Source organism: Thermogutta terrifontis, assembly GCF_002277955.1.
In the GTDB taxonomy this organism is placed as follows: domain Bacteria; phylum Planctomycetota; class Planctomycetia; order Pirellulales; family Thermoguttaceae; genus Thermogutta; species Thermogutta terrifontis.
The window spans coordinates 3256378-3281976 of record NZ_CP018477.1 but is presented as its reverse complement, the minus strand read 5'-3'; the positions used below and the strand labels follow the sequence as shown (position 1 = coordinate 3281976).

At 58.4% G+C, this 25599-nt stretch carries 17 protein-coding genes; all 17 read left to right on the top strand.

The genetic code is table 11. The features are described 5' to 3' along the window. The first annotated feature begins 139 nt into the window (after positions 1-139). The gene (locus THTE_RS12165; RefSeq protein ID WP_095415692.1) at positions 140-2395 is read left to right on the top strand and encodes a diguanylate cyclase; all 2256 of its coding nucleotides are present in this window, start codon (positions 140-142) and stop codon (positions 2393-2395) included. 141 nt (positions 2396-2536) lie between these two features. Beyond that, positions 2537-4267, top strand: coding sequence for a thiamine phosphate synthase (locus THTE_RS12160; protein WP_157732059.1), 1731 nt, complete (start codon positions 2537-2539; stop codon positions 4265-4267). A 454-nt stretch (positions 4268-4721) separates the two neighbouring features. Continuing rightward, on the top strand, positions 4722-5123 hold the full coding sequence (locus THTE_RS12155; RefSeq protein WP_095415690.1) for a hypothetical protein: 402 nt from the start codon (positions 4722-4724) through the stop codon (positions 5121-5123). A gap of 163 nt (positions 5124-5286) precedes the next feature. After that, positions 5287-6105 carry a carboxylesterase family protein gene (locus THTE_RS12150; protein ID WP_207651707.1) on the top strand — a complete coding sequence of 273 codons (819 nt, stop codon included), beginning with the start codon at positions 5287-5289 and terminating at the stop codon, positions 6103-6105. A 223-nt stretch (positions 6106-6328) separates the two neighbouring features. Next, on the top strand, positions 6329-7531 hold the full coding sequence (locus THTE_RS12145) for a Gfo/Idh/MocA family protein (RefSeq protein WP_157732058.1): 1203 nt from the start codon (positions 6329-6331) through the stop codon (positions 7529-7531). Positions 7532-7554: 23 nt separating this feature from the next. Then, a complete protein-coding gene (locus THTE_RS12140) occupies positions 7555-8961 on the top strand; it encodes an outer membrane protein assembly factor BamB family protein (RefSeq protein WP_095415688.1) in 1407 nt (468 codons plus the stop codon). A gap of 41 nt (positions 8962-9002) precedes the next feature. Beyond that, complete coding sequence (locus tag THTE_RS12135) at positions 9003-10268, top strand: NHL repeat-containing protein (protein ID WP_157732057.1); 1266 nt, start codon at positions 9003-9005, stop codon at positions 10266-10268. 511 nt (positions 10269-10779) lie between these two features. Then, the gene (locus THTE_RS12125) at positions 10780-11367 is read left to right on the top strand and encodes a 4Fe-4S dicluster domain-containing protein (RefSeq protein WP_095415685.1); all 588 of its coding nucleotides are present in this window, start codon (positions 10780-10782) and stop codon (positions 11365-11367) included. Between the two features lie 69 nt (positions 11368-11436). Next, the gene (locus tag THTE_RS12120) at positions 11437-12879 is read left to right on the top strand and encodes a 4Fe-4S binding protein (RefSeq protein ID WP_095415684.1); all 1443 of its coding nucleotides are present in this window, start codon (positions 11437-11439) and stop codon (positions 12877-12879) included. A gap of 176 nt (positions 12880-13055) precedes the next feature. Beyond that, on the top strand, positions 13056-14978 hold the full coding sequence (locus THTE_RS12115; protein WP_168175850.1) for an outer membrane protein assembly factor BamB family protein: 1923 nt from the start codon (positions 13056-13058) through the stop codon (positions 14976-14978). A gap of 274 nt (positions 14979-15252) precedes the next feature. Further along, entirely contained in the window at positions 15253-17802 is a 2550-nt protein-coding gene (locus THTE_RS12110; RefSeq protein ID WP_095415682.1) for an NAD(P)H-dependent oxidoreductase subunit E, read from the top strand. Further along, entirely contained in the window at positions 17799-19445 is a 1647-nt protein-coding gene (locus THTE_RS12105; protein ID WP_095415681.1) for an FAD-dependent oxidoreductase, read from the top strand. Before THTE_RS12110 ends, THTE_RS12105 begins: the two co-directional genes overlap by 4 nt. Positions 19446-20010: 565 nt before the next feature. Continuing rightward, positions 20011-20421: a glycine cleavage system protein GcvH gene (gene gcvH, locus THTE_RS12100; protein WP_095415680.1), complete on the top strand. Its 411-nt coding sequence runs from the start codon at positions 20011-20013 to the stop codon at positions 20419-20421. 229 nt (positions 20422-20650) lie between these two features. Beyond that, entirely contained in the window at positions 20651-22075 is a 1425-nt protein-coding gene (gene gcvPA / locus THTE_RS12095; RefSeq protein ID WP_095415679.1) for an aminomethyl-transferring glycine dehydrogenase subunit GcvPA, read from the top strand. A gap of 5 nt (positions 22076-22080) precedes the next feature. Next, on the top strand, positions 22081-23556 hold the full coding sequence (gcvPB, locus tag THTE_RS12090; RefSeq protein WP_095415678.1) for an aminomethyl-transferring glycine dehydrogenase subunit GcvPB: 1476 nt from the start codon (positions 22081-22083) through the stop codon (positions 23554-23556). Between the two features lie 44 nt (positions 23557-23600). After that, the gene (locus THTE_RS12085; RefSeq protein WP_207651706.1) at positions 23601-24482 is read left to right on the top strand and encodes a lipoate--protein ligase family protein; all 882 of its coding nucleotides are present in this window, start codon (positions 23601-23603) and stop codon (positions 24480-24482) included. A 168-nt stretch (positions 24483-24650) separates the two neighbouring features. After that, positions 24651-25547, top strand: coding sequence for a sugar phosphate isomerase/epimerase family protein (locus THTE_RS12080; protein WP_095415677.1), 897 nt, complete (start codon positions 24651-24653; stop codon positions 25545-25547). Positions 25548-25599: the final 52 nt, after the last annotated feature.

Sequence of the window (25599 nt, the reverse complement as noted above, 5' to 3'; positions counted from 1 at the left end):
TGACCGGAATTCATCGCCTTGTAGGTGAGCACGTTCTCCGCTCGACGTTAGCCCGACGCCGGATGGCCGAAGTGAGGCTGGTCAGCCCATTTTACCGGGGAAATTTCGGTTGCCAGTCATCTGAGAAAGGGGAGCATGTATGACTGACATCGCGGCGCCAGCTTCCGCTATCCCCGAGACCGATGTGACATCGCTGCCCAGCGAACTGATGAAACCTTCAGAAGCAGCAGCGCAAGCGCCCTCAGCGGATGCTGTCCCGTCTGGTCGGGAAACCGGGGAACCGGACTTCGTGCACTACGAACGACTTGTGGCAGCCCGGCTGGGGGTGTCGGCCGGTCTGTTTGCAGCCCTCCGGGTCCGCCACCTGCCGACGGCCATTCACTCCTTACGGGTCGCCCTTCTGTGCTCGGCCTGGGCAAAATGGCGCGGGATGACCGAGCAGGAGCGCGACGAGCTGGAGGTTGCCGCCCTTCTGCACGACGTGGGTCTGATCGGACTGCCGGATCAAATCCTACTTAAACCCGGGCCGTTGACCCCGGAAGAAATTCTTTACGTCGATCGTGCCCGGCTGATGAGCGTGGAAATCCTCCGGCACGTGACGGACAATGAAAACATTCTGCGGATTGTGGGCAACGTGCCGGCATGGTATGACGCGACCCGAGCAGGGTACTCCGCATGGGGGCGGGCCATTCCCGAAGCAGCCCGGATGATCGCCGTCGCGGAAGCTTTCGATGCAATGACCACGGATCACCTTTATCGCCCCGCGATGAGCGTGGAGCGGGCGTTTGCCGAGCTCTATCATGGGGCGGGACGTCAATTCGACCCTGATCTCGTCGAAGAGTTTGTCCGGTTTTATCGAAGTGGTGTGGATGCAGCCAAACAGGATGTCGCCCGACGCTGGCTTACCGACCTTGACGCCGAATCGGTCAACCATCTCTGGCGGTGGGTCTCCCCCAGTCAAACCATCCTCCCGCCCGAGATGGAAACCGTCTTCCAGCACCGCCTTTTGCAGAACATGCGGGATGGCGTCATCTTCGTCGATACCCAGGAGCTTATCCTCCAGTGGAATCCTGGAGCGGAGCGGCTCAGCGGAATCATGGCGGAAGCCGTGCGATCGCGAAAGTGGTCGCCCACCATTCTGGGGTTGCGGAGCGAACGGGGAGAACCGCTGACCGAGCAGGATTGTCCGGTACTTACCGCCCTGCGATGCGGCGCCCAGGTGCTGCGGCGCCTCAGCATGCAGGGCAGGAATCAGGAGAAAGTCCCGGTCGATCTCCACGCCGTCCCGGTTGTCCTGCAGGATGGGACTATTCTCGGCGCCGTGGCCATCATTCATGACGCTTCACCGGAGATCAATCTGGAACAGCGGCTCGAATACTTCCGCGAACGCGTTACCCGCGATCCGCTCACGGACCTTGCTAACCGCGCGGAATTCGACCGCATGTTGCCCCTCTTTGTGGAGCAGTACCAGCGGCGAGGAATTCCCTTCAGCCTTATCATCTGCGATCTCGATCGCTTCAAACAGGTCAATGACACCTACGGTCATCAAGCGGGGGACGACGCGCTACGGACGCTGGCGGGGGTGCTGCGCCGATATTCCCGGTCGGGAGACCTGGTGGCCAGATACGGCGGAGAAGAATTCGTCATGCTCTGTGCTGCGTGTGACATTGCGACGGCCACCCGTCGCGCCGAAGAAATGCGGGAAGCCCTCGCTCGCACACCCCTGGCTCGGCTGAACGGTCGGGTGGTGACGGCCAGTTTCGGAGTCACAGAAGTTCAGCCGGGCGACACTCCCGAAACAATTCTCCGGCGGGCGGATCGGGCGCTTCTCATGGCCAAGGCCAATGGCCGGAATATGGTTATCCAACTCGGAGTTGGCAATCACGGCGAGACCGCACCCGTCAGCGCCAAACGCTGGTGGTGGCGTGCTGCATCCACGGAGGTCGTGGTGGAAGAGACCCTGATCAGCCCTTTTCCACTTGCCCTGGCTGTGGAAAAACTACACGGATTCATTGCCGACCATCAGGCACGGATTCTCAAAGTGCAGGGAAACCGCCTGGAAATGGAGATCGAGGTTCGAAATCCCCTCCGCAGCAGACGCCGTTCAGACCGTCCCGTGTGCTTCGAAATGGTGGTGGTGATGAACGAAGACAAACCCGCCACCGGGGACACGCCCGCACGGTCGTGCTTCCGTGTCAGGGTTGCCCCGAAGTCCACCCGGGAACGCCGCCGTCGCGAAATTGCCGCCCGATTGGAAGAACTTCTTACAAGTTTTCGCTCCTACCTAGCGATTTCCGAAGTGCAGCCTCACCACAGCAATCCGGTCTGGCTGCGGCTGCGCTCCATGTTGCAGAAAAGTCTTTCGCAGTTGATGCCACGGTTTCGCCTGCTCTGAGTCTTTCCGATCCCATCGGCTGTTCTGTACCATGGAGTGAAGACAGCCGGCACGCGGCATGTCGGCGAGCCAAGTTCATTGAGAAACACGCATGCGGAAGAGCCGGCGAAATCCTCCGAAGGCAGGTTTTTCTCGATTGCCATGGAACGTGAATTTACACCAGGAGCGCTTCGTGCGCTGGCCGCTGCTGCAACCTGGCAGTACGGGGAAGGGTCCGGCGGTCTCCGGCTGGTAAGCATCCTCATGGGTCTGCTCGCTGAACCGGAATGCCGCGCGGCGATGATTCTGCGAGAACTCGGTATCAGCGAGGAATTACTTCTCGCCCATTGGCCAGAACTTCATCGGTCTGCGGAGCCGCCACCAATTCCCCTGGAGTCACCGCCGCAATTCCATCCCGAAGTAAAAAGCCTCTTCACAGCGGTCGATCTTTATATGGATTGGGGCGATTGGCCGCCCATTATCTCCACGGAGCATTTGCTCTTGGGACTGGCGGGCTGCGAGCACCCCGTTGCCGACTGGCTCCGCGAACAGGGATTGAATTTCACACAGCTCCGGCAGCAGATTCTGCAGCGCTATGGCACCGGTGGGCAGTGGCGGTCGGCATCACAGGAAGCCGTGGGGGGCCAGATTGAAGCTCTGCCGTCGCCCGGGGAAGAAGAATCAATTTTTTCGCCCGAAGTGGGTCATGCGCAGATCAAGCCCTCCGCTTCTTGTGAACCTCCGGAAGAAGAAAGACTTCGGCGAGAAGAACCTCCAGCAGATTCTCGCACGACGTCTTCTGACGAGGCGAAAAAGGAGGATGCCGTTTCGAAACTCACCGTCTCCACCGCGATGGGACTCTATCGCATCGTGGATGCAGCGATCAACCGTGCGTTGGAAGGCCTCCGTGTTGTGGAAGATTATGTTCGGTTTGTGCTGGATGATCCCTTTCTTGTGGGCGAGCTTAAAGACATTCGTCATGCGTTTTCCCGGCTTGCGGGCGAATTTCCCATGGCCTACCGCCTCGCTGCCCGGGAAACTCAAACCGATGTCGGCACCCGGATCAAGCATTCCCACGAAATGAAACGCGAGTCTGTGGAAGGGCTGCTCGATGCGAATTTATCCCGCGTTCGCGAGGCCATCCGCAGCGTGGAAGAATGCGCGAAGGTACTCCAACCGGAACTAGCAGAGCGCTTTGAACAACTTCGCTACCGGTGTTACACACTGCATCGGGCCATTCGCATCACCGAGCTCTCTCGGGAGCGTCTGCAAAACGCGCGACTTTATGTCCTGGTGGACGCACGGCCTTCACCTGACGAATTCCAGGCCCTGATCACGTCACTTGTGGAAGCCGGTGTCCACGTGATTCAACTCCGAGAGAAAACGCTCGAGGATCGCTTACTGTTGGAACGGGCACGGATTGCTCGCAAAATCACCCGGGGCACACAAACGTTGTTCATCATGAACGATCGCCCGGATCTGGCCGTCCTGAGTCAGGCTGACGGAGTCCATGTGGGGCAGGAGGAACTGACGGTCAAGGATGTCCGCGCCCTTGTAGGCCCTGACATGTTGATAGGTGTTTCCACCCATGATATCGAGCAGGCCCGACAGGCTGTCCTCGATGGGGCCAATTACATTGGATGTGGGCCGACGTTTCCTTCGTCAACCAAACAGTTTTCGCACTTCCCCGGGTTGGAGTTCTTGCGACAGGTCGCCTCGGAAATCACCCTGCCCGCATTCGCCATCGGGGGCATCAACGAGTCGAACATCGATGCGGTACTGAAAACGGGAATTTTTCGCGTGGCGGTATCCGCGGCCGTGGTGGATGCTCCCGATCCCCCGGGGGCCGCGAAACGGCTCCTGGCCAAGCTTCAAGGTACGCCCACCCGCTGAGCGCCCACGGAACGAACCTTTTCATTGGAATTCATTGGAACCTGCCCCGAAACGATGGTAAAATCTGGCAAATGCCTTTACAACTGGCATAGAATTGGGAAGGTTGCTTCCGGGAAGGTCTGAGCAATGAAAACACCCCGAAAGCAAGGCAACGCCCCTTGCTTTGCCGTTCGGGGATGGCTGCGACGCGTTTCCCGCCACTTGGATTAATTTCCCCGCAGGTCGTGCGGAAACTTCGGTCTCCGGAAGGGGACTCCGCATACGCAAGAGCGGATAGGGGATTGTGGCAAACTTCACTGCGTCGGAAGAACCATGGCGATAGCCGCTCCACCACAAGCCGGTAGCGGTGGAGGGAATGGGAACCAAAGAAGAATCTGCGAATGGAAACGGGATCGTGTGTGTTGCGGCAGAACATATCGAATAGAAGAAGACGACATGAGGAGGTGTTGATCCAATGAAGAAGCTGTTGGGAGTGACCGCCCTAGTGGTTGGAGCTGTGTGGTGCGGATCTCAGGCGCTGGCGGTGACCCAATTCCGCACCCAGTTTGTGGAGCGCTATGTCAAGAAAGACAGCAACGACCCGAAAGATCGGGCATTCGCCGAGTTGGTCGATCGCGCCGGGTGCAACATTTGCCATTTGGGTGATGACAAGACCAAACGGAATGCGTACGGCCAGGCCCTCGACAAACTGCTGGACCGTAAAACTGATGCCCGCAACAAGGAAAAGATCCAGAAGGCCCTCGAGGTCGTGGAGAAGGAAAAGGTCGATCCAAAGGATCCAAAGTCTCCCACATTTGGCGATCGGATTAAGGCTGGCAAACTTCCGGTGGATGTACCTCCGGAACTGATGGAGTGACGGTCCAACACCCGTTTGAATTTCGTCCGTGCAGCCAATTTTTCGCCGGTGGATTCACACCGGCGTTTTTTCTTGATATTCTGGCTACACGGCAACGCTCGGGGGCTATGCCTGGGCGTGTTCGAATTGGTCACCGGAGTAGGCTTCGCAGAAGGGTGATGCTATGAAACGGTGGATCGGCTGTGTCGTGGGAACGTCGGCTATTTTGGCCTGGTTGGCGGCCTTTCAAACGGTCTCAGCCCAGATGTACAAAGATCTCCACAGCAAACTGGAAAAACGGGTGTACAAGAATGCAGAGGGGGAAACGCTTCCTTACCGCCTCTGGAAGCCGGAAAACTATGATCCGAACAAAAAGTATCCCCTGATCATCTTTCTGCACGGGGCTGGTGAGCGCGGGGATGACAACGAGGCCCAGCTTAAAAACGATGAATTCTTGACACTCGTGCTCGATCCCCAGCATCCGGCCTTTCTCATTGCTCCACAATGTCCGCGGAATTCCTGGTGGGCGGGTCTTCGCCGCCAGGCGGATTCGTCTCAACCCTGGCCCAATGAACTCACGCGGCCCATGAAGCTGGTCATCGAGCTTTTCGACCAAATCCGCAAGGAATTGAGCGTGGATCCCGATCGGTGCTACGTGACCGGGCTTTCGATGGGTGGGTTTGGTACGTTTGACCTTTTGCTTCGGCGTCCGCATGATTTCGCTGCGGCCGTGCCTATCTGTGGTGGGGGCGATACCTCCCGTGCCAAGGAAATTGCCCATATTCCGATGTGGATCTTCCATGGAGGCGCTGATCCCGTGGTGCCAGTCTCCCTCTCCCGAGCCATGGTCGAAGCCCTCAAAAAAGCAGGCGGAAAAGTACGCTACACAGAATACCCCGGGGTAGGCCACAACTCGTGGTCCCGGGCCTATCAGGAGCCGGAACTCCGCGAATGGCTGTTTCAACAGGTCCGCTCCGGATCGGGCGAATCATCGGGTTCATGAGTTGAATTCTGGTTCCCACTCCCCCACCGCCACGACACGGAATGCAGCAATGAAACGGCCATGGGATGCTGCGAGAACCCCGTGACACTCGTGCAGGCGGTGTGGATGGCGATCCATGAGGCTTTTGTGTCGCGTCCTCAGAAATAATGTGGAGCAATTGCGGAGGGTGCTCATACCCGTGGGAGAATTTAACGAGACCTCTCTCGCGCCAGGAGGATATTGTATGCCGAGCAAGACCGATCGCCGGACATTTCTCGCCGCTGGCGGCGCCGCCGTGGCTGCATTGATTCGCCATGACCTGGTTTTTGGCAGCGAGGCCAACTCGCGGGTCCGCTTGGGCCTTATCGGATGTGGTGGCCGGGGGCGCTGGATCGCCAACCTCTTCCGAGACCATGGAGGCTACACGATTGCGGCGGTCCACGACTATTTTCCTGACCGTGCCGAGGCAGCTGGGACGCAGTTTGCGGTGCCGGAAAACCGGCGTTACACCGGGCTGCTGGGTTATCGACGGATGCTGGACGATGGGGGCCTGGATGCCGTCGCCGTTGAAAGTCCCCCGTTCTTCCATCCTGAACAGGCCGCCACAGCGGTCGAAGCCGGCGTGCACGTCTTTCTGGCCAAACCCGTGGCTGTCGATGTGGCGGGTTGTCGGGTAATTGAACAGGCAGGTCAGAAGGCGACGGCCAAGAAACTGGTTTTTCTTGTGGACTTTCAAACCCGGGCCTGCCCGCTCTATCAGGAAGCGGTTCGTCGTGTTCAGGCCGGTGATATCGGCACGATCGTGAGTGCCGAGGCTGTGTACTACTGTGGTCCCACCTGGGTGGCACCCGCCGATCTGGATGTGAAAAACCCGGAACATCTCCTCCGGGCATGGGGAGCGTTTCGGGTTCTTTCTGGCGACATCATCACCGAGCAAAACATCCATGCCCTGGACGTGGCCACGTGGTTCCTGGATGCGGCTCCCGAGCGAGCTTACGGAGTGGGCGGTCGCAAAGGCAAAACCGGACCTGGAGACTGCTGGGATCATTTCTCCGTAATCTTCACCTTTCCCAATGAAGTCATCCTCACATTTGCATCCAAACAGTACGGAGCCGGGTATGATGACATCGGCTGTCGCATCTTCGGAACGGAAGGGACAGCCGACACCCATTATTTTGGAACGGTCAGCATTCAGGGGAAAAAACCTTTTCCAGGAGGCCCGACTGGCAATCTTTACACAGATGGTGCGAAAACCAACATTGCTGCCTTCTATGAGGCCATCACCAAGGGGGATTTCAGCAATCCCACCGTAGCTCCCAGCGTCCGTAGCAATCTCACCACGATCCTTGGGCGGATGGCTGCGTACCAAAAAGCAGAGGTCACGTGGGATCAAATGCTGGCCACGAACGAACGGTGGGACTTTGACGTAACGGGCCTCAAGGAATAACTCGCCGCCATTCGCATTACGGTATGCGTTCCTTTGCTTGGACAGTTCTCCTTCCGCTCACCGTCGCCATCCTTGGATTGGGGGCGATTGTGACTTGGATGGTGGCGGTGCCAACGCCGCCGCTGGAACGCCGCGTCCCCGGATTGGATCGGCCAGTTCGGTCGATCAGACAGAAGTCCGAAAAACGCGAGCTATCCGGCACGCTTGTGACGCTGGAAGGGAAACCTTCGTCGGTTCCGGGGGAATGGCCGAGGTTCCGCGGACCCAATCTGGATGCCATTTGGGAAGATCCCAGCGTCACTCTCGCACGCTCCTGGCCACCGGAGGGACCCCGGCGAATCTGGTCCATTGAAGTGGGGGAAGGATTCGCAGCGGCAGCCATCAAGGACGGGCGGGTCTACATTATCGACTACGATCGCGACAAGGAAGAAGACGTGGTCCGCTGTCTATCGCTGGACGATGGTCGGGATATTTGGCAGTTCCGCTATCACAATACTGTCAAACGCAACCATGGCATGTCCCGTACCATTCCAACGGTGACCGATAAGTACGTGGTGACCATTGGCCCAAAGTGCCACGTGGCCTGTCTGGATCGTTTGACGGGCAAGAACTACTGGCTCATCGATATGGCGGAACGCTGGGGGGCTACCGTGCCACCCTGGTATACGGGCCAATGCCCGCTGGTGGAGAACGATCGGGTGATCCTCGCGCCGGGCGGACCTCAGGCCCTTATGGTGGCGGTTGATGCGGCAACGGGCAAGGAATTGTGGCGAACGCCCAATCCACGCGACTGGAAAATGACCCATTCTTCCATTATGCCGGTCGTGTTCCAAGGGATTCGAATGTATGTGTATTGTGCGACCGGTGGCGTGGTCGCGGTTCGAGCGGATGACGGCACCATCCTTTGGGACACATCCGAGTGGAAAATCAGCCTCGCCACCGTTCCGTCTCCGCTTGCTCTGCCCGATGATCGCATTTTTTTCTGCGGCGGCTACGATTCGGGTGCCCTGCTCATGCGTTTAAAAAAAGAGGGCGACAGGATCATCCCCGCGGTGGAATCGCAGCTTCCTCCCCAGCAGTTTGGCTCGACCCAGCAAACCCCCGTGCTGTACAAAGGGTTTATTTACGGCGTGCGAGAAAAGGACAAACAGATGGTCTGCCTCGACCTGAACGGCAACCAACGCTGGGCGAGCGGTCCCCAGTATCGATTTGGATTGGGACCTTATATGATCGCGAATGGCCTGCTTCTGGCGTTGGACGACGACGGCAGGCTGACCATGGCGGAGGCCACCCCCGAGGCCTTTCGGCCCCTGGCGCAGGCTCGGGTGCTGGAGGGGCATGACTGCTGGGGCCCCATGGCCATTGTCAAGGGCCGCCTCATTGTTCGCAGCAGCACGGAGATGGTCTGCCTGGATTTGACGGCCAACTGAGACCGACGGCGGTTTTTCGACGTCTTGCCCGGTACGCCACCATGGACACAAGACGAATACATGCTCCGTTGCGGAATCACCCGTCAGGTGAGGGTCCGACAACCATCCCCAGAGGCTCACTGCGTCAGGAAGCGCTGCTGGCTCTTGCCTGCGTTGTTGTGGGACTTATCATCGGAGCCACGGCCGTGCTCGTGTACCGAAATCACCTGCGAAGCCCTCGCACCAATGCACTCCCCGAGCGCTTTGTCTATACCCTGGACAATTATGTCTCCGTTCCCGAGGAGAAAATCGTTTTCGAACCTGCCTGGCAGCTCGAAATTCCAGGAAAGGACCTCCGGCGGTTGGCCGTCCTGGAAGCCACAGCCTGGGTCGCTGTGGATGATCAACTGCTTCCCGTCGCCCTTTCGGCAAACGGGGGACGATTGGAGGAGAAAATGGCCGTGTCTTTTTCGCCCCAGTGTCTTGCTGTTGCAAGGCATTCGGGAGGTCAGGATGGCCGGACCGGGAAGGGGTCTGATTCGGATTTGCTCTTTTTCGTGGGAAGCGGCTCCCGCGTCATCGTCGTGTCCGCAGCGGGTGACGTGCAGTCGGAATGGAGTTTTTTTGGTTCTAAAGCGGTGATTACTGACATCGCAGTGGCTGGTGAGGAGGTTTTCGTGGCGGATGCGGGCAACCGGGTTGTTCACCGTGTTGATCGCCACGGTGAGAAAATAGCCGAGATTGGCCACCGGGATGTCGATCGCGGGATCCTCGGTTTTATTATTCCCAGCCCTTATTTTGATCTCGCCTGGGGTTCCGACGGTCTCCTGCGGGTGGTCAATCCTGGGGTCCATCGCGTCGAAGTTTATACACGGGAGGGCGACCTGGAAATCTTCTGGGGAAAAGCGGGCTTGGATGAGGCGGGTTTCTGTGGCTGTTGCAACCCCGCTCACATTGCGCTATTTTCTGACGGGAGGGTGGTGACGGCAGAAAAGGGGATTCCCCGCGTGAAAGTTTACTCGGCACACGGGGAGCTATTAGGTTGGGTGGCTGCCCCCGAGCATTTTGCTCCTTCCCGCAAATGGGAAGAGACGCGGGACGAGGACCGACTTCCTGTTCTCGATGTGGAAGTTTTTTCGCCGCCCGAAACTCCCGACGAGCAATGGGTCCTCATTCTCGATCCCGGACGGAGCGTCCTGGAGGCCTTTCGACCGAAAAAGACTGGCCAACCGCCGACGTCTGACAGTGCCGAAGGGAGCGCGATCCAAATGAAGAAGAACGTCAATATGGAGACTACCGCTCGGAAAGAGTTGGAGCCGGCATCATAAAAGATGTTGGAGGGGGTTGTGCCCCGAGATCGTGTTTTGGCGGTCTGCTCTCCGCCGTGAGCAACCTGGCAATTCGGGAAACCGAGTGAACTCCGTGGACAATGAGAACTCTCAGCCATGACGAATTCGCATGTGGCCAATCATGAACAATGCAAGTCCCGGGAAACTTGCCAGTCCATGACTCGGCGAGGTTTTTGGCGCGAGTCGCTTCGCGCGGCTGCTTTGGTTGTGCTCTCTGCAACGACAGTGAAGCTTGGATTGCGGCAAGTGGGTCTGCAAACCCACGTGGATTGTCGGCGGTCGGTATGTAACGGCTGTTCGCGGGTGGCGGCTTGTTCCCTTCCTCAGGCCCAGGTTTTCCGAAGTAGTCTGAAGGACCCTCAAGCCCATACGGATTGCTACCCGGAAAGATATTTGAAGAGGAAAGTGGAAGAGAAAACGAGCGGGGAGCTGGCCAGCGCACAATCTAATTCGTAGCGAGCCGCCGAATTGTCGGCAGGAGGGAAATGCCATGAGCCCAGCCGGTAACGAAAAACGGATTTCGCGGCGAGAAATGTTGCGGGAAGGGATCCAGATGGCGACGTTTCTCGGTGTGGGAGGGCTGGTGGGGTTCCTGGCAGGGAAAAAGGCATCGGGAGAACCTCTGGTTTGGCAGATTGACCCTTACAAGTGCATCGCCTGCGGCAACTGCGCGACCCACTGCGTTCTGGATCCCTCCGCCGTCAAATGCGTCAACAGCTTTCCCATGTGCGGCTACTGCGATTTGTGCACTGGGTATTTTCCGCCTGAGCCGCTGGCCCTCAATACCGGGGCGGAAAATCAGCTCTGCCCCACGGGCGCCCTCATTCGGAAACTGGTCGAAGAGCCTTACTACGAATACACCATCGACGAGAATCTGTGCATCGCGTGCGGCAAGTGCGTGGTGGGTTGCGCTGCCTTTGGCAATGGATCGCTCTACCTTCAGGTGAGGCATGACCGTTGCCTGAACTGCCACCAGTGCTCCATCGCCATTGCCTGTCCTTCGCAGGCATTTGTACGCCTTCCAGCATCACAGCCCTATCTGTTGAAGCATCTCTACAAACCGAGCGCCGCGCTGTGAGTACAAACTGGAGATTTGTATTGCCATTCTTTTTGTGTGCCAAAGATTTGACTCGGTGTTTCATCCGATATGATTGACCGTCCTTCCAACCAGGAACAAAGCAAAAATTGTCGGCTACCTGAAACTCCCCGCTCGCAAAAAGGGGCATCGAGGCGATGGAATGCGATTCTCTTTTTGGGGGTGATTGCCGTTCTGTGGGCGGGACGGTGGGCAGCGCTGGCCGTCGAGCGCTTTCCCCCGCCGGATTTTACTTCGCATAAACTGCCGGAAACGCCCGTGCCTCCGCCACCCTCACCTATTTGGGAAATGGTGGACACGATCGCCCTCGTCATCGCCCTGGGAACAGCGACCTACCTGGCCCTGGCGAAACGTTCGCGGAACGGGCTGTTTGTGCTGGCGGGTGTCAGTTTGTTCTGGTTCGGCTTTCATCGGGAAGGGTGCGTCTGCCCGATTGGAGCTATTCAGGATGTAGCCCAGGGACTTTTTGATGGACGGTACGTTATTCCGTGGAGTGTTCTTCTCTTTTTTGCCCTTCCGATTGCTTTTGCCCTATTCTTTGGCCGGGTATTTTGTGCGGCCGTATGTCCGCTGGGGGCCATTCAGGAAATTGCGGCGGTTCGACCGCAGAAGCTACCCGACTGGCTCGAACATGCTCTGGGGCTTTTCTCTTGGATATATCTTGGACTTGCCGTTCTTTACGCGGCCACCGGCACCAGTTATGTGATTTGCGAGTATGATCCGTTTGTGGCGTTTTTTCGGCGGTCGGGCGCCACATCCATGTTGATTTTCGGCGGCAGTTTACTCTTGATCGGGATTTTTGTCGGGCGACCGTATTGCCGGTTCCTCTGCCCCTATGGAGCACTTCTGGGCCTGTGCTCCAAACTGGCACGGTGGCATGTGCGCATCCCCCCCACCGAATGCATTCGCTGCCGGCTGTGCGAGGATGCGTGTCCTTACGGAGCGATCGTGGCCCCTGTGCCGCCGCTTCCTCGGGCAGAGCGACGAGCAGCACGACGCCGTCTGGCGGTCATGCTTGGTGCTGTGCCCCTGTGGCTTATTGCTGGCGGATTGGCCGGCTACGCCTTGCATCCGGTTTTGGCGCAGTTGGATCCGCAGGTGCGGCTGGCGCAATGGGTGCAGGCGGGACAGGTGCCGCCGGATAACAAATTCGCCCAGGACGCCATCAAGGCTTTTCACAATTCCGGAGAAAGTGAAATCGCCTTATTCCAGAGGGCTGTCGAGCGACTTGGCGTATTCGCTCGTGCTGGGACCATCTTCGGAATATGGGTGGGCCTGGTGATCGGCCTCAAATTCGTACAACTGGTCACACGGCCTCGACGGGAAGAGTACCTCCCCGATCCCCGCCGCTGCGTGGCGTGCGGACGCTGTTTCTGGTACTGTCCGGAAGAGCAGATCCAGCGGGGCTGGCTCTCATGGGAAGAAGTTGCTCGACTCCCTCGTGCACGAATTCCGGATGCTTCCTCCCCAGTTACCAGCGGGAATGTCCGCTGACCTTACCACGGGCGAGAATATTCGAAAGCGGAGAATCCACGCACAAAATTGCCATTTTCCGAATCGACAGGAAAAGTTCCCGCGGAATTGTACGAGGGCGCAGCGCTCTCTGTGAGGCTGTAACCGGTACGGTGACCGACAGTTTTAGGATGGAATACTTCGGGAGAACCGAGGCTATGACGGCGGGCTCGCCAAAGGAGACAAGCGATCGCATGAAGCAACCGGGCGACGGGTTAACAACCTCATCCGGGCCGTTACCGGGCTTCCTGGCAGCGCTCCGAATTGCGGTGGTCGCCGCGGCTTTCACATTGGTAGTCACTGGTCTGCTGGTCTGGAACTATGTCACCCATCTGGCCAAGGATCCTTTGGACTCTCCCCAGTATCTGGCGCTTCAGAAACAACTGGCTGCCGACCCCCAGAATGAACAACTGAAGGAAGCAATTCGCGAACTCGATCTCGAATTGCGACAGGAGTATTTCCGAGCGAGAACGTTCAACCGCTGGGGAACGCTCCTCTTGATCGCCGGCCTGATCACGTTCGCGATCTCGGCCAAAATTGCCTCCACGCTTCGTCGTCCCTTGCCCCATCCAAGTACGACCGAGGTGTGGGACGAGGCGTTCGAGCGGGCAACCCGCCGGCGTTTGGCTGCCGTGACGGGACTTGTCGTTCTGCTGATTGTGGCCGGAGGATTTCTCATCTGGAACTCACGAGCCAGCGTGCATCAGGCATTCGCGTTGAAACGAGCACTTTCCACCCAATCTGGTGGAGAACTGGCACAGCGTTCCGGTCCTCAGACAGGAGGATCCGCAGAGAAAGCCTCATCCGGGCAAGGGACGCAATCTGAAAAGTCCGAGAAGGGGCCATCTGCGGCATCCTCGCGGGCGCCGGTCGGGAATGATGCTGCTCCTCCGGAGGAGTTCGCACGGTTTTGGCCGCGATTTCGTGGTCCGAATGGTGATGGCGTTTCCAACCATCCGGACCCACCCGTGCAATGGAATGCGGAAGAAGGTCAGGGCATCCTGTGGAAAACGGCCATCGAGCTTCCGGGGCACAACTCGCCCGTTGTATGGGACAGGTTCGTTTTCGTGACGGGCGCCACGGAAGATCGACGGGTGTGCTACGCGCTGGATGCCGATTCTGGCAAGTTGCTCTGGCAACGAGAGATCCCACCCACTCCCGAAAGCCGGGGCAAGAAGCCGAAGGTCATGAAGGACACCGGCTTTGCTGCACCCACGGTGGCGACCGATGGTCGTCGCGTTTACGCCATCTTTGCCAACGGCGACCTGGCCGCTCTGGATTTTCAGGGAAACATCATCTGGGTCAAGGGATTGGGGATCCCGGATAACGCTTATGGACACGCTTCCTCCCTGTGCACCTACAAAAATTGGGTGATCGTGCTCTTCGATCAGGGAGAACCCGATGACGACAAATCCAAACTGTTTGCGATCGAAGGGCCCACTGGGCGGGTCGTTTGGGAGGTCACACGTCCCACTGGCAACTCGTGGACCAGTCCCGTCATTGCCAACCTAGCTGGAAAACTGCAACTGATCACGGTAGCCAATCCGTTTGTGATTTCCTACAACCCGGAGAACGGCACGGAATGGTGGCGGTTTGACGGCACCACAGGTGACTGCGGGCCTTCTCCCGTCGTCCAGGGCGATCTTGTCGTTGCTGGAGGCGAGTACTCCTATTACATGTACGGCATTCGAGGGGACGGATCGGGTGATGTCACCAAGACGCACAAGGTCTGGGAGGCGGAGGATGCCCTGCCGGACACCTGCAGTCCGCTGGCTTTTGATCATTATGTGTTATGGATGTCCTCCACATCGGTGCTGGCGTGCTATAACGTTAAAACCGGTGAGAAGCTCTGGGAGCATGAGTTCCCGGACCACACCTTTGCGTCGTCGCCTTCCTATGCGGGTGGCAGGGTGTACCTGTTTTCCAAAGAGGGCGCATGCTGGGTGGGGACGGTCAGTGATCAGGAATTCCAGATCGAGCATGAAAACTCACTGGGTGAAGGCTGTGTGACCAGCCCTGCCTTTCAGCCCGGCCGGTTGTATATCCGGGGCGAAAAACACGTTTTTTGCATCGGACACTGACGCGTAGAGATGGCAAGAAGTGCGTGGAATTTCCAGCATTCGGAACAGCAGCAAAGCGGGTCGCGCACGACACGATCCTCCGACTGACTGCCGTCCCATTTTGGGGAAGATGTTCGACTCCGATGGTGAACAGGTTACAATTACGACAGCGTCAGTAACCAAAAATCATGCCTCGCTGAGGTGGTAAATCTGGCCTGGTGAAAGACGAGACAACTGACCTTTCGTACTCACACGGTCCATGAAAACAACCAGTGACTTACCTCTGTCTTCAGTAATGAGTGCCGGCGGCTCCGTCTCCCCGCAATCGTCCATTGACCTGCAAATTGTTGACGAGATCGTGGAACGCTGCGGACGGGGACCAGAAGCCGCGATTCCCATCCTCCAGGCCATTCAGAGCCATTTCCGTTATCTGCCCCAGGAGGCCCTCGAACGTGTCTGCGAATTGACGCAGGTCCGCCCAGCCCAACTGGTTGGTGTGGCAACGTTTTACGGTCAATTTCGGTTCCGTCCTGTTGGCCAGCACATTATTCGGGTGTGTCACGGAACTGCCTGTCACGTGAAAGGGGCACCCCGTATCCAGGAGTCGCTGGAGCGCCATTTAAGAATTCCCCAGGGAGAAGACACCGACCCGGAGGGACTTTTCACCATCGAAAAAGTGGCGTGCCTGGGCTGTTGCACTCTGGCACCTGTTATTCAGATTGATCAGCTTACCTACGGACGGCTGACGCCCACCAGAGTGCCACAGGTCCTGGCCGACTTCCTCCACCAGCAGAAAGAAGGCATCCCCCAGGACGAGCTATTGGGCAAAACGGACGGAACAACCCAGGGAGAAATCCGCATCGGTTTGGGGTCCTGCTGTCAGGCCCAGGGCAGCAGGCAGGTTTATGAACGTGTGAAAAGTCTGGCGGCCGTGGCGGGTGTTTCCGTACGGGTCAAGCGGGTGGGATGCGTCGGCATTTGTCATCAGACTCCGTTGGTGGAAGTCATCCCCAAGCAAGGTCAGCGCCGGGTCTATTCCCGAGTGCAACCCGAAGATGTCCCCGCGATCATTCACCGGCATTTTCGCCGAAAAAACTTTTTTACCCGGCTGCACTATACATGGCAGCGGTGGCTGGATCATCTGCTCGGTGACCTCGACGAGGACGAACTGACGCCGAAGCCGCTGGATGTCCGGGATCCGCCTGTGGAGGCCTTTCTCGGCCGACAGATACGGATCGCCACAGAATGGGCGGGAGAAATCGATCCCTTGGACCTGGAAGAATATCGGATTCGGGGAGGATTCTCAGCGGCGGAGAAGGCCCTGAAGGAATGGACCCCGGAACGGATTATCGAAGAGGTGAAACAGAGTGGCCTGCGGGGTCGTGGCGGGGCGGGCTTTCCCACGGGAGTGAAATGGGAAGTCGTGCGAAAGGCCCAGGGAACCAAAAAATACGTTACCTGCAATGGCGACGAAGGAGACCCCGGAGCCTTTATGGACCGAATGATTCTTGAATCGTTTCCCTATCGGGTCATTGAGGGAATGCTTATTGCAGCCCGGGCGGTGGGGGCCACTGAAGGCATTTTTTACATCCGTGCCGAATATCCTCTCGCGGTGGAACGGGTTCGGGAAGCGATTCGACGGTGTGAAGAGGCGGGCATCCTGGGCGACAGAATTCTGGGGACGGATCATTCCTTCCATGTTCGTGTTTACGGAGGTGCGGGGGCGTTTGTGTGCGGTGAGGAAACGGCCCTGATCGCCTCCCTGGAGGGCCGCCGTGGAATGCCCCGCTTACGACCGCCTTATCCCGCCGAATTCGGTTTTGCCGGCCAGCCCACCCTCGTCAATAATGTGGAAACCTTCGCCCTCGTGCCGTGGATCATACGGAACGGGGCCGCGCGATTTGCCGCGCTCGGCACCGCGACGAGCAAGGGAACAAAAGTTTTTGCTCTGGCGGGAAAGGTACGCCGGGGTGGTCTCATTGAAGTGCCCATGGGCATAACCCTGCGGGAAATCGTGGAACAGATTGGGGGTGGTGCTCAGCCCGGCCGAAGGCTCAAAGCCGTCCAGGTGGGTGGTCCGTCTGGAGGTTGTATCCCGGAATCGCTTTTCGACACCCCTGTGGACTACGAGGCTCTGACGGCCACCGGCGCCATCATGGGTTCGGGAGGTTTGATTGTCCTTGATGATAGTGATTGCATGGTGGACATTGCCCGGTACTTTCTCCGCTTCACCCAGGATCAATCGTGTGGGAAGTGCACCTTGTGCCGCATCGGCACCCGGCGAATGCTCGACATTTTGGACCGAATCTGTGAGGGGCGTGCCCAGCCGGAGGACCTTCCAACGCTCGAAGATCTATCGCAAACTGTCAAGGCGGGAAGTATCTGTGGATTGGGCAAGACCGCACCGAATCCCGTCCTCACCACGCTACGGTATTTTCGGGAAGAGTACGAGGCCCACATTCGGGGTGAGTGCCCGGCGGGACGATGTGCTCCCCTCATTCACTACCGTATCACGGACGCATGCATCGGTTGCACATTGTGCGCCCAGCATTGCCCCGTCAATGCGATCCGTCTTCGGCCGTACCAGAAACACTTTGTCGATGATCAGCTTTGCACCCGGTGTGATACCTGCCGACTCGTTTGTCCGGAAGGAGCGGTAGTCATTGAGTCGGGTGGCAAGATTGTTGGACCTTCCAAAATGTCCATACATACTTCGCCTCCGTCAGGCCCCGGTCGTTTGGAGATCGCTGATTCCGCGGGCAATGGTGTTTCCGGCAGTATTCCCTTGTTCGACCACTCCACCCAAAAAGTGGCTATCACCACAGGGAGTTCTTCCTCGCCATGAGCTCCGCACTTTGCCGTGTGACGATTGACGGCCGCAGTATCACCGTACCATCGGGAACGAGCGTGCTCAAAGCGGCCCGGCAGTTGGGGATCGATATTCCCACCCTGTGTTTCCTGGACGGTTTCAAGCCCCAGACCTCGTGCTTGGTCTGCACGGTGAAAGTGATCGAGAATGGGCGGGCGCGGATGGTGCCCTCCTGCGGTACTCCGGTGAGCGACGGGATGGTCGTGGAAAGTGAAACAGACGAGGTGGCCCACGTCCGTCGCACGGCTTTGGAACTCCTGCTGAGCGATCACCTGGGGGACTGCCTGGCGCCCTGCCATTTCGCTTGTCCCGCGCACATGGATATTCCCACCATGCTGCGGCAAATTCAGAGGGAAGAGCTGCGGGAGGCAATCGGCACGATCAAACGGGATATCGCGCTTCCGGCCACGCTGGGCTGGGTCTGTCCGCGACCCTGCGAAAAAGGCTGCCGGCGAAACGCAGCCGATGACCCGGTTGCGGTGTGCGGTCTGAAACGATACGTGGCCGAGTGGGATCTTGCGTCGGGCGATCCTTACCTGCCGCCCTGCCAACCGGACAGCGGCGAAACCGTGGCCGTCGTCGGTGCCGGTCCGACAGGGCTATCGGCCGCCTTTTACCTTCGCCAACTGGGACACCGTGTGGTGCTGTTTGAAGCAGCGGACAGGGCGGGAGGTCGCGTCCGCTTCCGTCCCGATCCCGGCGGCAGCCCCGTGCCAGCAGATATTCTGGACGCGGAAATTGATGTGATTTTCCGGCTCGGGGTCGAGTTCCGGCCATGTACACCGTTGGTGCCGCCCGGGGAAAATGGCATCACCCTCGCGGAACTCCAAAAGAGTTACGACGCAGTCCTTCTCGCGCTGGGGGAACAAATGCCAGAACGACTGGAGCAACTGGGCATTCCCCACACGCCACGCGGCATCACAGTGAATCGCGAGACCTTCCAAACGCCGCTCGATCGTGTCTTCGCTGCCGGAAATGCGATTCGGGGACGGGGCCTTGTGGTCCGCAGTTGTGCTGATGGAAAACTGGCCGCCCGATGCATAGACCAACTCCTGCGCCTCGGCCGAGTGGAAGGCGTTCCGGAGAAGTTCTCTGTTCGTATGGGGCGATTGGAAAAAGAGGAAATCGAGCAACTGGCGACGCTGGCTGCACCAATCCCCCGCACCGAGCCGCCGCCCGGCGCTCGCTGGGACGAAGATCTGGCGGTCCACCAGGCGGCACGCTGTCTGCACTGCGATTGTCGAGCCCTTCCTCACTGCCGTTTGCGTGAGTACGCCATACGCTATCAGGCAGATCCCAATCGGTTTCGCGGCGAGCGTGCCAAACTGGAGATCATCGCTCGGCCTTCTGGAATCATCTACGAACCGGGCAAATGCATTCTTTGCGGGTTGTGTGTCGAGGTCACCGAGGCTGCTCGGGCGCCTTTGGGATTGACCTTTATCGGACGCGGTTTCGACGTGCGAATCGGGGTTCCTTTCAATCGCACATTGGAGGAGGCATTGGGGGATTTGGCAGAGCAGGTCGTCGCCATTTGTCCCACCGGGGCGCTTTCTTTTCGAGAGGGCAAACCGCCCCTCCATCTTCCGGTGCTCAACACAGTGCGCGATGCTCGTGGCTGACTCGCTGCTGCAACAACTTGCCGCGTGATCGACTCACTGTGGCATGGGTTCCCGACCGGCGTGATGGACTGTGCAATGTTGACAAGCGGACCTGACAAGCAGGTCCCTCCGAAGCATGGTCTGCCGCGAAGGGTTTTCGGAAGGTCGGAGGGGCACGCTTGTCGTGTCCGAGCAGACTCGCACATGTGACGTCACAGGCCCCGGTAGGGGCAATTCACAAATTGTCCCCGCCGTTTAATCAATAGCCGAACCGAGCAGTTGGCCCCGCCGGTGAACTGGATCATCCAGGCTTGAAAGGCGGACCTGACAAGCAGGTCCCTCCGGGCTGAAGCTTGTTTCTGCCCAAGGCGTTGTCCGGGTTCGTGCCGCTTTTCAGCAGCAGAAAAGTGGGCACGGATCAGCCAAGCACCCGGTGCCCCAAAAGGCCCCAAGGGATAAAATTAAAGTTCCGTTCTCGTGGGACTTCAGCCTTTTGAATCAGTCCGGGAGGTCTGCTTCCTCGTTGGCTGCCGGCCGACGTGCAGACATCCACCGGTAATTGTCGGAGAAATTGCGAGGAAAAGCTGTGGACGCCCAGGACCTCAAGTACACGAAGACCCATGAATGGGTCGCCATTTCTCAGAATGCCGAAGGTAAGACGATTGCCACTGTAGGGATTACCGATTTCGCCGTCCAGGCAATGTCTGATCTGGTGTTTCTGGAATTGCCTCCCGTGGGAAAACAGGTACGGGCGGGGGAACCGCTCGGACAGATTGAATCCGTTAAGGCAGTCAGCGACATTTACAGCCCGGTAACCGGTACTGTGGTCGAGGTCCACACGGATCTGACGACACACCTCGAGCAATTGACTGCGGACCCATTCGGGCAAGGCTGGATTGCGAAGCTGGAGGTGGCCGATACAAGCGAATTGGATCAACTCTTGGACCGAGCCGCCTATGAAGCACAGTGTGCCTCGGAGGCAGAAGAGCACGGGTGAGACGGCCAATCGATCCTGCGGTTGACATGCCCGATGACCGAGGGCTTGTGCGGAAGGTGGTCGCACACTTCTCCGATTCTGTGAGGAGTCCTCGCGGTAGTGGCAAGAGGTTTTTCTGATTCCTCCATGCGGGAATGGGCATCATTAGGGAATGGGCGTTAGGACGCGATTGGAGGTGGGCATCAAACGATCAGTCGGCATCCGTTCGTGAACAACCTAAGGGAGAGCCATGGCTTATCTTCCGCAAACCGAGCAAGAAGTCAAAGCGATGCTTGCCGCGATTGGCGTGCAAAGCATCGATGAGCTGTTTGCCCATCTACCGTCTGACGTGCGCTTTCAGGGCCAGCTGAAAATTCCGCCGGCGCTTTCCGAATTGGAACTCACCCAACACATGGAGGATCTGGCGCAGCGGAACGTGGGAACCCATCAAAAGGTGTGCTTTTTGGGAGGAGGGGCTTACGACCATTTCATCCCCGCCGTGGTCGATTTCATTGCCTCTCGAAGTGAGTTTTACACTTCCTACACTCCCTATCAGCCGGAGGTGAGCCAGGGCAATCTTCAAGTTTTCTTCGAGTACCAGACGCTCATCACGCAGTTGACGGGTTTGGATGTCTCAAACGCCAGCCTCTATGACGGGGCCACCACCCTTGCCGAGGCGGTTCTCATGTGTCTGAGCCACCAAACCGGCCGAAAACGGGTGATTGTGCCTCAGAATGTTCACCCAGAATATCGGGCGGTCCTGGCCACGTATCTTTCCCATGTCTCAGCGGAGATTATTACGCTGGCCACTCCGCGAGGAATCATCGATGCAGACAGCCTTGCGCGGGTAGTGAACGATCAAACGGCATGCGTCATCCTCCAACAGCCTAACTTTTTTGGATGTGTTGAGGCGGCCAGAAAGATAAGTGAAATCACACACGCCGCTGGGGCTTTACTCATCGCTGTGGTGGATCCGATCAGTCTGGGTGTGCTGCGTCGGCCAGGTGATTACGGCGCCGATATCGCAGTTGCTGAGGGTCAGTCGCTCGGATTGCCCTTGGCGTGGGGAGGCCCCTATCTGGGCATCCTCGCGTGCAGGGAGGCATTCCTGAGGCGACTGCCTGGACGATTGGTAGGTCAGACGGTGGACCGCCGCGGCCAGCGATGTTGGGTCCTCACGTTGCAGACGCGGGAGCAGCACATCCGGCGTGAAAAAGCCACCAGTAACATCTGCACCAACCAGGGGTTGATGGCCCTTCGGGCGACCGTCTATCTGGCGGCCCTGGGACCGCATGGACTTCGCGCCGTGGCCGAGCTGTGTTTGCAGAAAGCGCATTACCTCCGCGAGCGACTGCAGCGCGAGGCGGGCTTCCAGCCGCTCTTTAACGCGGCGTTTTTCAAGGAGTTCGCCGTGGCCGCCGAAAGCCCGGCTGAGGTGAAAACCCTTCTCGAAATCGCCACGGACGCTGGGTTCTTCGCCGGAATCCCATTGGGGCGGTGGTTCCCCGAGCTGGCGAACGCTTTGCTCATCGCCGTCACAGAAAAGCGTACGCAGGCTGAAATGGATCGCCTGACGGCCATTCTGGCCTCCGCTCGCACCCGAGCAGACTCCAGAGCAATCGATAGAAAATCTTCCATGACCCCTTCGTCGCAGCGAACTGTGCAGGTTGAATAACTCCCATGAGGAATAAACAGGCCACCCAGTTGCTGTTTGAGCTTTCTCAACCTGGATGTGCGGAAGCGATTGTTCCGCCGTGCGATGTGCCGTCGCGACCGCTGGCGGAGCTTGTCCCTCCTGAAGAGCTGGCCGAGACGCCGCCTCCTCTTCCGGAAGTGAGCGAGCCTGCGCTCATCCGGCATTTCATCAATCTTTCCCAGCTCAATATGTCGGTGGACACCCATTTCTATCCGCTGGGATCCTGTACGATGAAATACAATCCCAAGCGGAACGATCGGCTCGCTCAGTTGCCGGGCTTCGCCAATCTGCATCCTTACCAGCCGCTGGAAACAGTCCAGGGGCTTCTCGGTGCCCTCCACGCGCTGCAGCAGATCCTGGCCGAGATCGCAGGGATGGAAGCCGTGACGCTACAGCCGGCAGCTGGCGCGCACGGCGAACTGACAGCCCTCCTCATCGCGGCGGCTTACTTCCGGCATCGCGGCGAACACCGCACGACGGTGCTCATTCCCGATGTGGCCCACGGAACCAATCCCGCCAGTGCCACCATGGCCGGTTTTCGAAGTGTTCAGGTGAAAAGCAATACGCAGGGACTGGTCGATTTGGAGGATTTGCGGAGCAAGCTCAACGCGCAGACGGCCGTCTTTATGATCACCAATCCCAATACGCTGGGGTTGTTCGAAACGCAAATCCGTCGCATTGCCGACATGGTGCACGCGGTCGGTGGCCTCGTCTATATGGACGGCGCTAACATGAACGCCGTTATGGGAATCGTCCGCCCGGGAGACTGCGGTGCCGATATGATGCACTACAACCCGCACAAAACATTCAGCGGTCCTCACGGGGGTGGCGGACCTGGAGCCGGACCGGTCGCCGTCAAAAAACACCTCGCTGACTTTCTCCCCATCCCGGTAATCGTGGAGACGGCACCCGGTCAGTACACACTCGATGAAAATCGCCCGCTGTCTATTGGCCGAGTAAGAAGTTTCTACGGAAACATCAGTGTTCTTCTCCGGGCTTACGCTTACATCAGAACCCAGGGACCAGAAGGCCTGCGGCGGGTGAGCGAGCGGGCGGTCCTCAACGCCAATTACCTGCTGGCCCGCGTGCGATCGTTCTTACCGGTGCCTTACGGCCACCGCTGCATGCACGAGTTTGTGGCTTCCGCAATGAAGATTCGGGCGAGCCGAAACATTTCAGCGATGGACATTGCTAAGCGTCTTCTCGATTACGGATTTCACGCGCCAACGGTGTACTTCCCTCTGGTCCTGAGGGAGGCCCTGATGATTGAACCAACCGAGACGGAAACCAAGGCCACGCTGGACGCGTTCGCTGATACGCTCAAGGCCATCCTCGAAGAACCGCCCGAACTGGTCCACGAAGCCCCTCATACGACGCCCATTTCCCGGCCTGACGAGGTGTTGGCTGCCCGTGCACCGATCCTCAAATGGACGCCCGTCTCGGAAAGCGCAAGCGGTTGATCGGGCGTGTGAACTTCCGTGCCACCATGGAGAGATGTTTACTTTTGATCGACTCGCCGCGAAGTGGCCCCTATAACATGGCGGCCGACGAGTGGTGTGCTGCCTGGGCGGCAGGTCATGAGGCGCCCATACTGCGGCTTTATCGGTGGCACCCCGCCACACTTTCGCTGGGGTATTTTCAGCGTTACGAAGACCGAAAAAGTCATCCGTCCAGCCAGTCCTGTCCGGTGGTGCGTCGCCCCAGCGGCGGTGGCGCGATCCTTCACGATCGCGAATGGACGTATGCCCTGTGCCTCCCGGCAGAACATCCCCTGGCCAAGGACCGTTTGTTGCTTTATCTGACCGTACATGAAACACTGGCACGCTGGCTGCAGCGCTGGGGAGTAACGGCGGTGGTGCTGCGTCGGGAGAATCCCCCGGCTCGCTGCGGTCAAACACCATCGCGTCCATGTCCGTTCCTCTGTTTTCAGCGTCGCACGGTGGGGGATGTCGTCGCCGTGGTCGATGAGGAGACTTTTTCGAGTTGTCAATCGTCCGGAAATCAGCCTACCGAAACGAACGGTAGCCCCGGAACAGCCGAACCATCTCCATCGTGCGCTGAATCGACGGTCAAGCTCGTCGGCAGTGCCCAGCGGCGAACTCGGAATGCTGTACTCCAACACGGCAGTATTCTTCTGGGGCGATCGCCTTGGGCACCGGAACTGCCCGGAGTTTGGGAAGTTACGGGACACAAAGACCCTATTGGTCATGACAGCGAGCTCTTTCGAGATTTTGCCGTGGCCTGGCCGCCGCTGCTTGCTCAAGCCCTGGGCTGGCGTTTGCAACATTTTCCTTATTCTACGGAACGAGATTCCCTCTTCGAGGAACTTCTCGCCCGCTTCTCTTCACAGGAGTGGACCTGCAAATCGCAGTCTGCCATAGGCTAACCGAGACGTCGACGAGTCACTTGTATTCCAGCCAGGGGGTATTTACTCTGTTAGTAGGCTGAACGTGGCTTGAGACTCACAATGGCCACCCCGTGCTTGATTCACCATCCGACGTCCAGCAATCAGTAAAAACATTTTCATGCGTGCGAGGTTAGCAAGGAGCTCACCATGGGTAAGTTACCGCGCCGAGACTTTTTGAGGGGAGCATTAGGTGTACCGTTGGCCGCCGCGGCCATGGCCGATCCGTTCGCCTGGGCATTCGGCGTCGGGGATCCCTCGCGCACCATCCGTCTGGGGTTGGTCACCTATCTCTGGGGCCGGGATTGGGATCTACCAACTCTGCTTGCCAATTGTGAGAAGACGGGTATGGAGGGCGTTGAGCTACGCACGGAACACGCCCACGGTGTGGAGCCGGAGATCGGGCCCGAAAAACGCGCGGAAGTCAGGAAACGCTTCGCCGACAGCCCGGTCGTGCTTGTCGGGCTGGGATCCAACGAAGCCTTCCATTATCCTGAACCGGAACGTCTCAAGCAGTCCATTGAACGAACCAAGGCGTTCATCAAGCTGAGCCATGATGTGGGCGGCCTGGGCGTCAAAGTCAAGCCCAATGATCTGCCCAAACAGGTACCGCAGGAGAAGACCATTGAGCAGATTGGGCGGGCGCTCAATGAGCTGGCCGCTTTTGCCGCCGATTATGGACAGCGTCTAAGATTGGAGGTGCATGGTCAGTGCGCCCCGCTGCCCATCATGAGGAAGATCATGGATGTGGCCACCCATCCCAATGTTGGTCTGTGCTGGAACTCGAACGCTGAAGATCTTCAGGGTCAGGGGCTGGAATACAATTTCAATCTGGTCAAGGATCGGCTCGGCGATACGGTCCACGTCCGCGAATTAAATCTCGGCGATTACCCTTATCAAACTCTGTTCAACCTTCTGGTGGCCAACAACTACAAGGGCTGGATTCTTCTGGAATGCCGGACCAATCCGCCGGACCGCATCGCTGCCCTGATCGAACAGCGGCGGGTGTGGGAAGAAATGATGGCCAACGCGCGGAAAGCCGCCTGACACGGCCGCGCCAACGCGTTTTGAACCCACGTGGTCGGCAGTTTGCTGATCT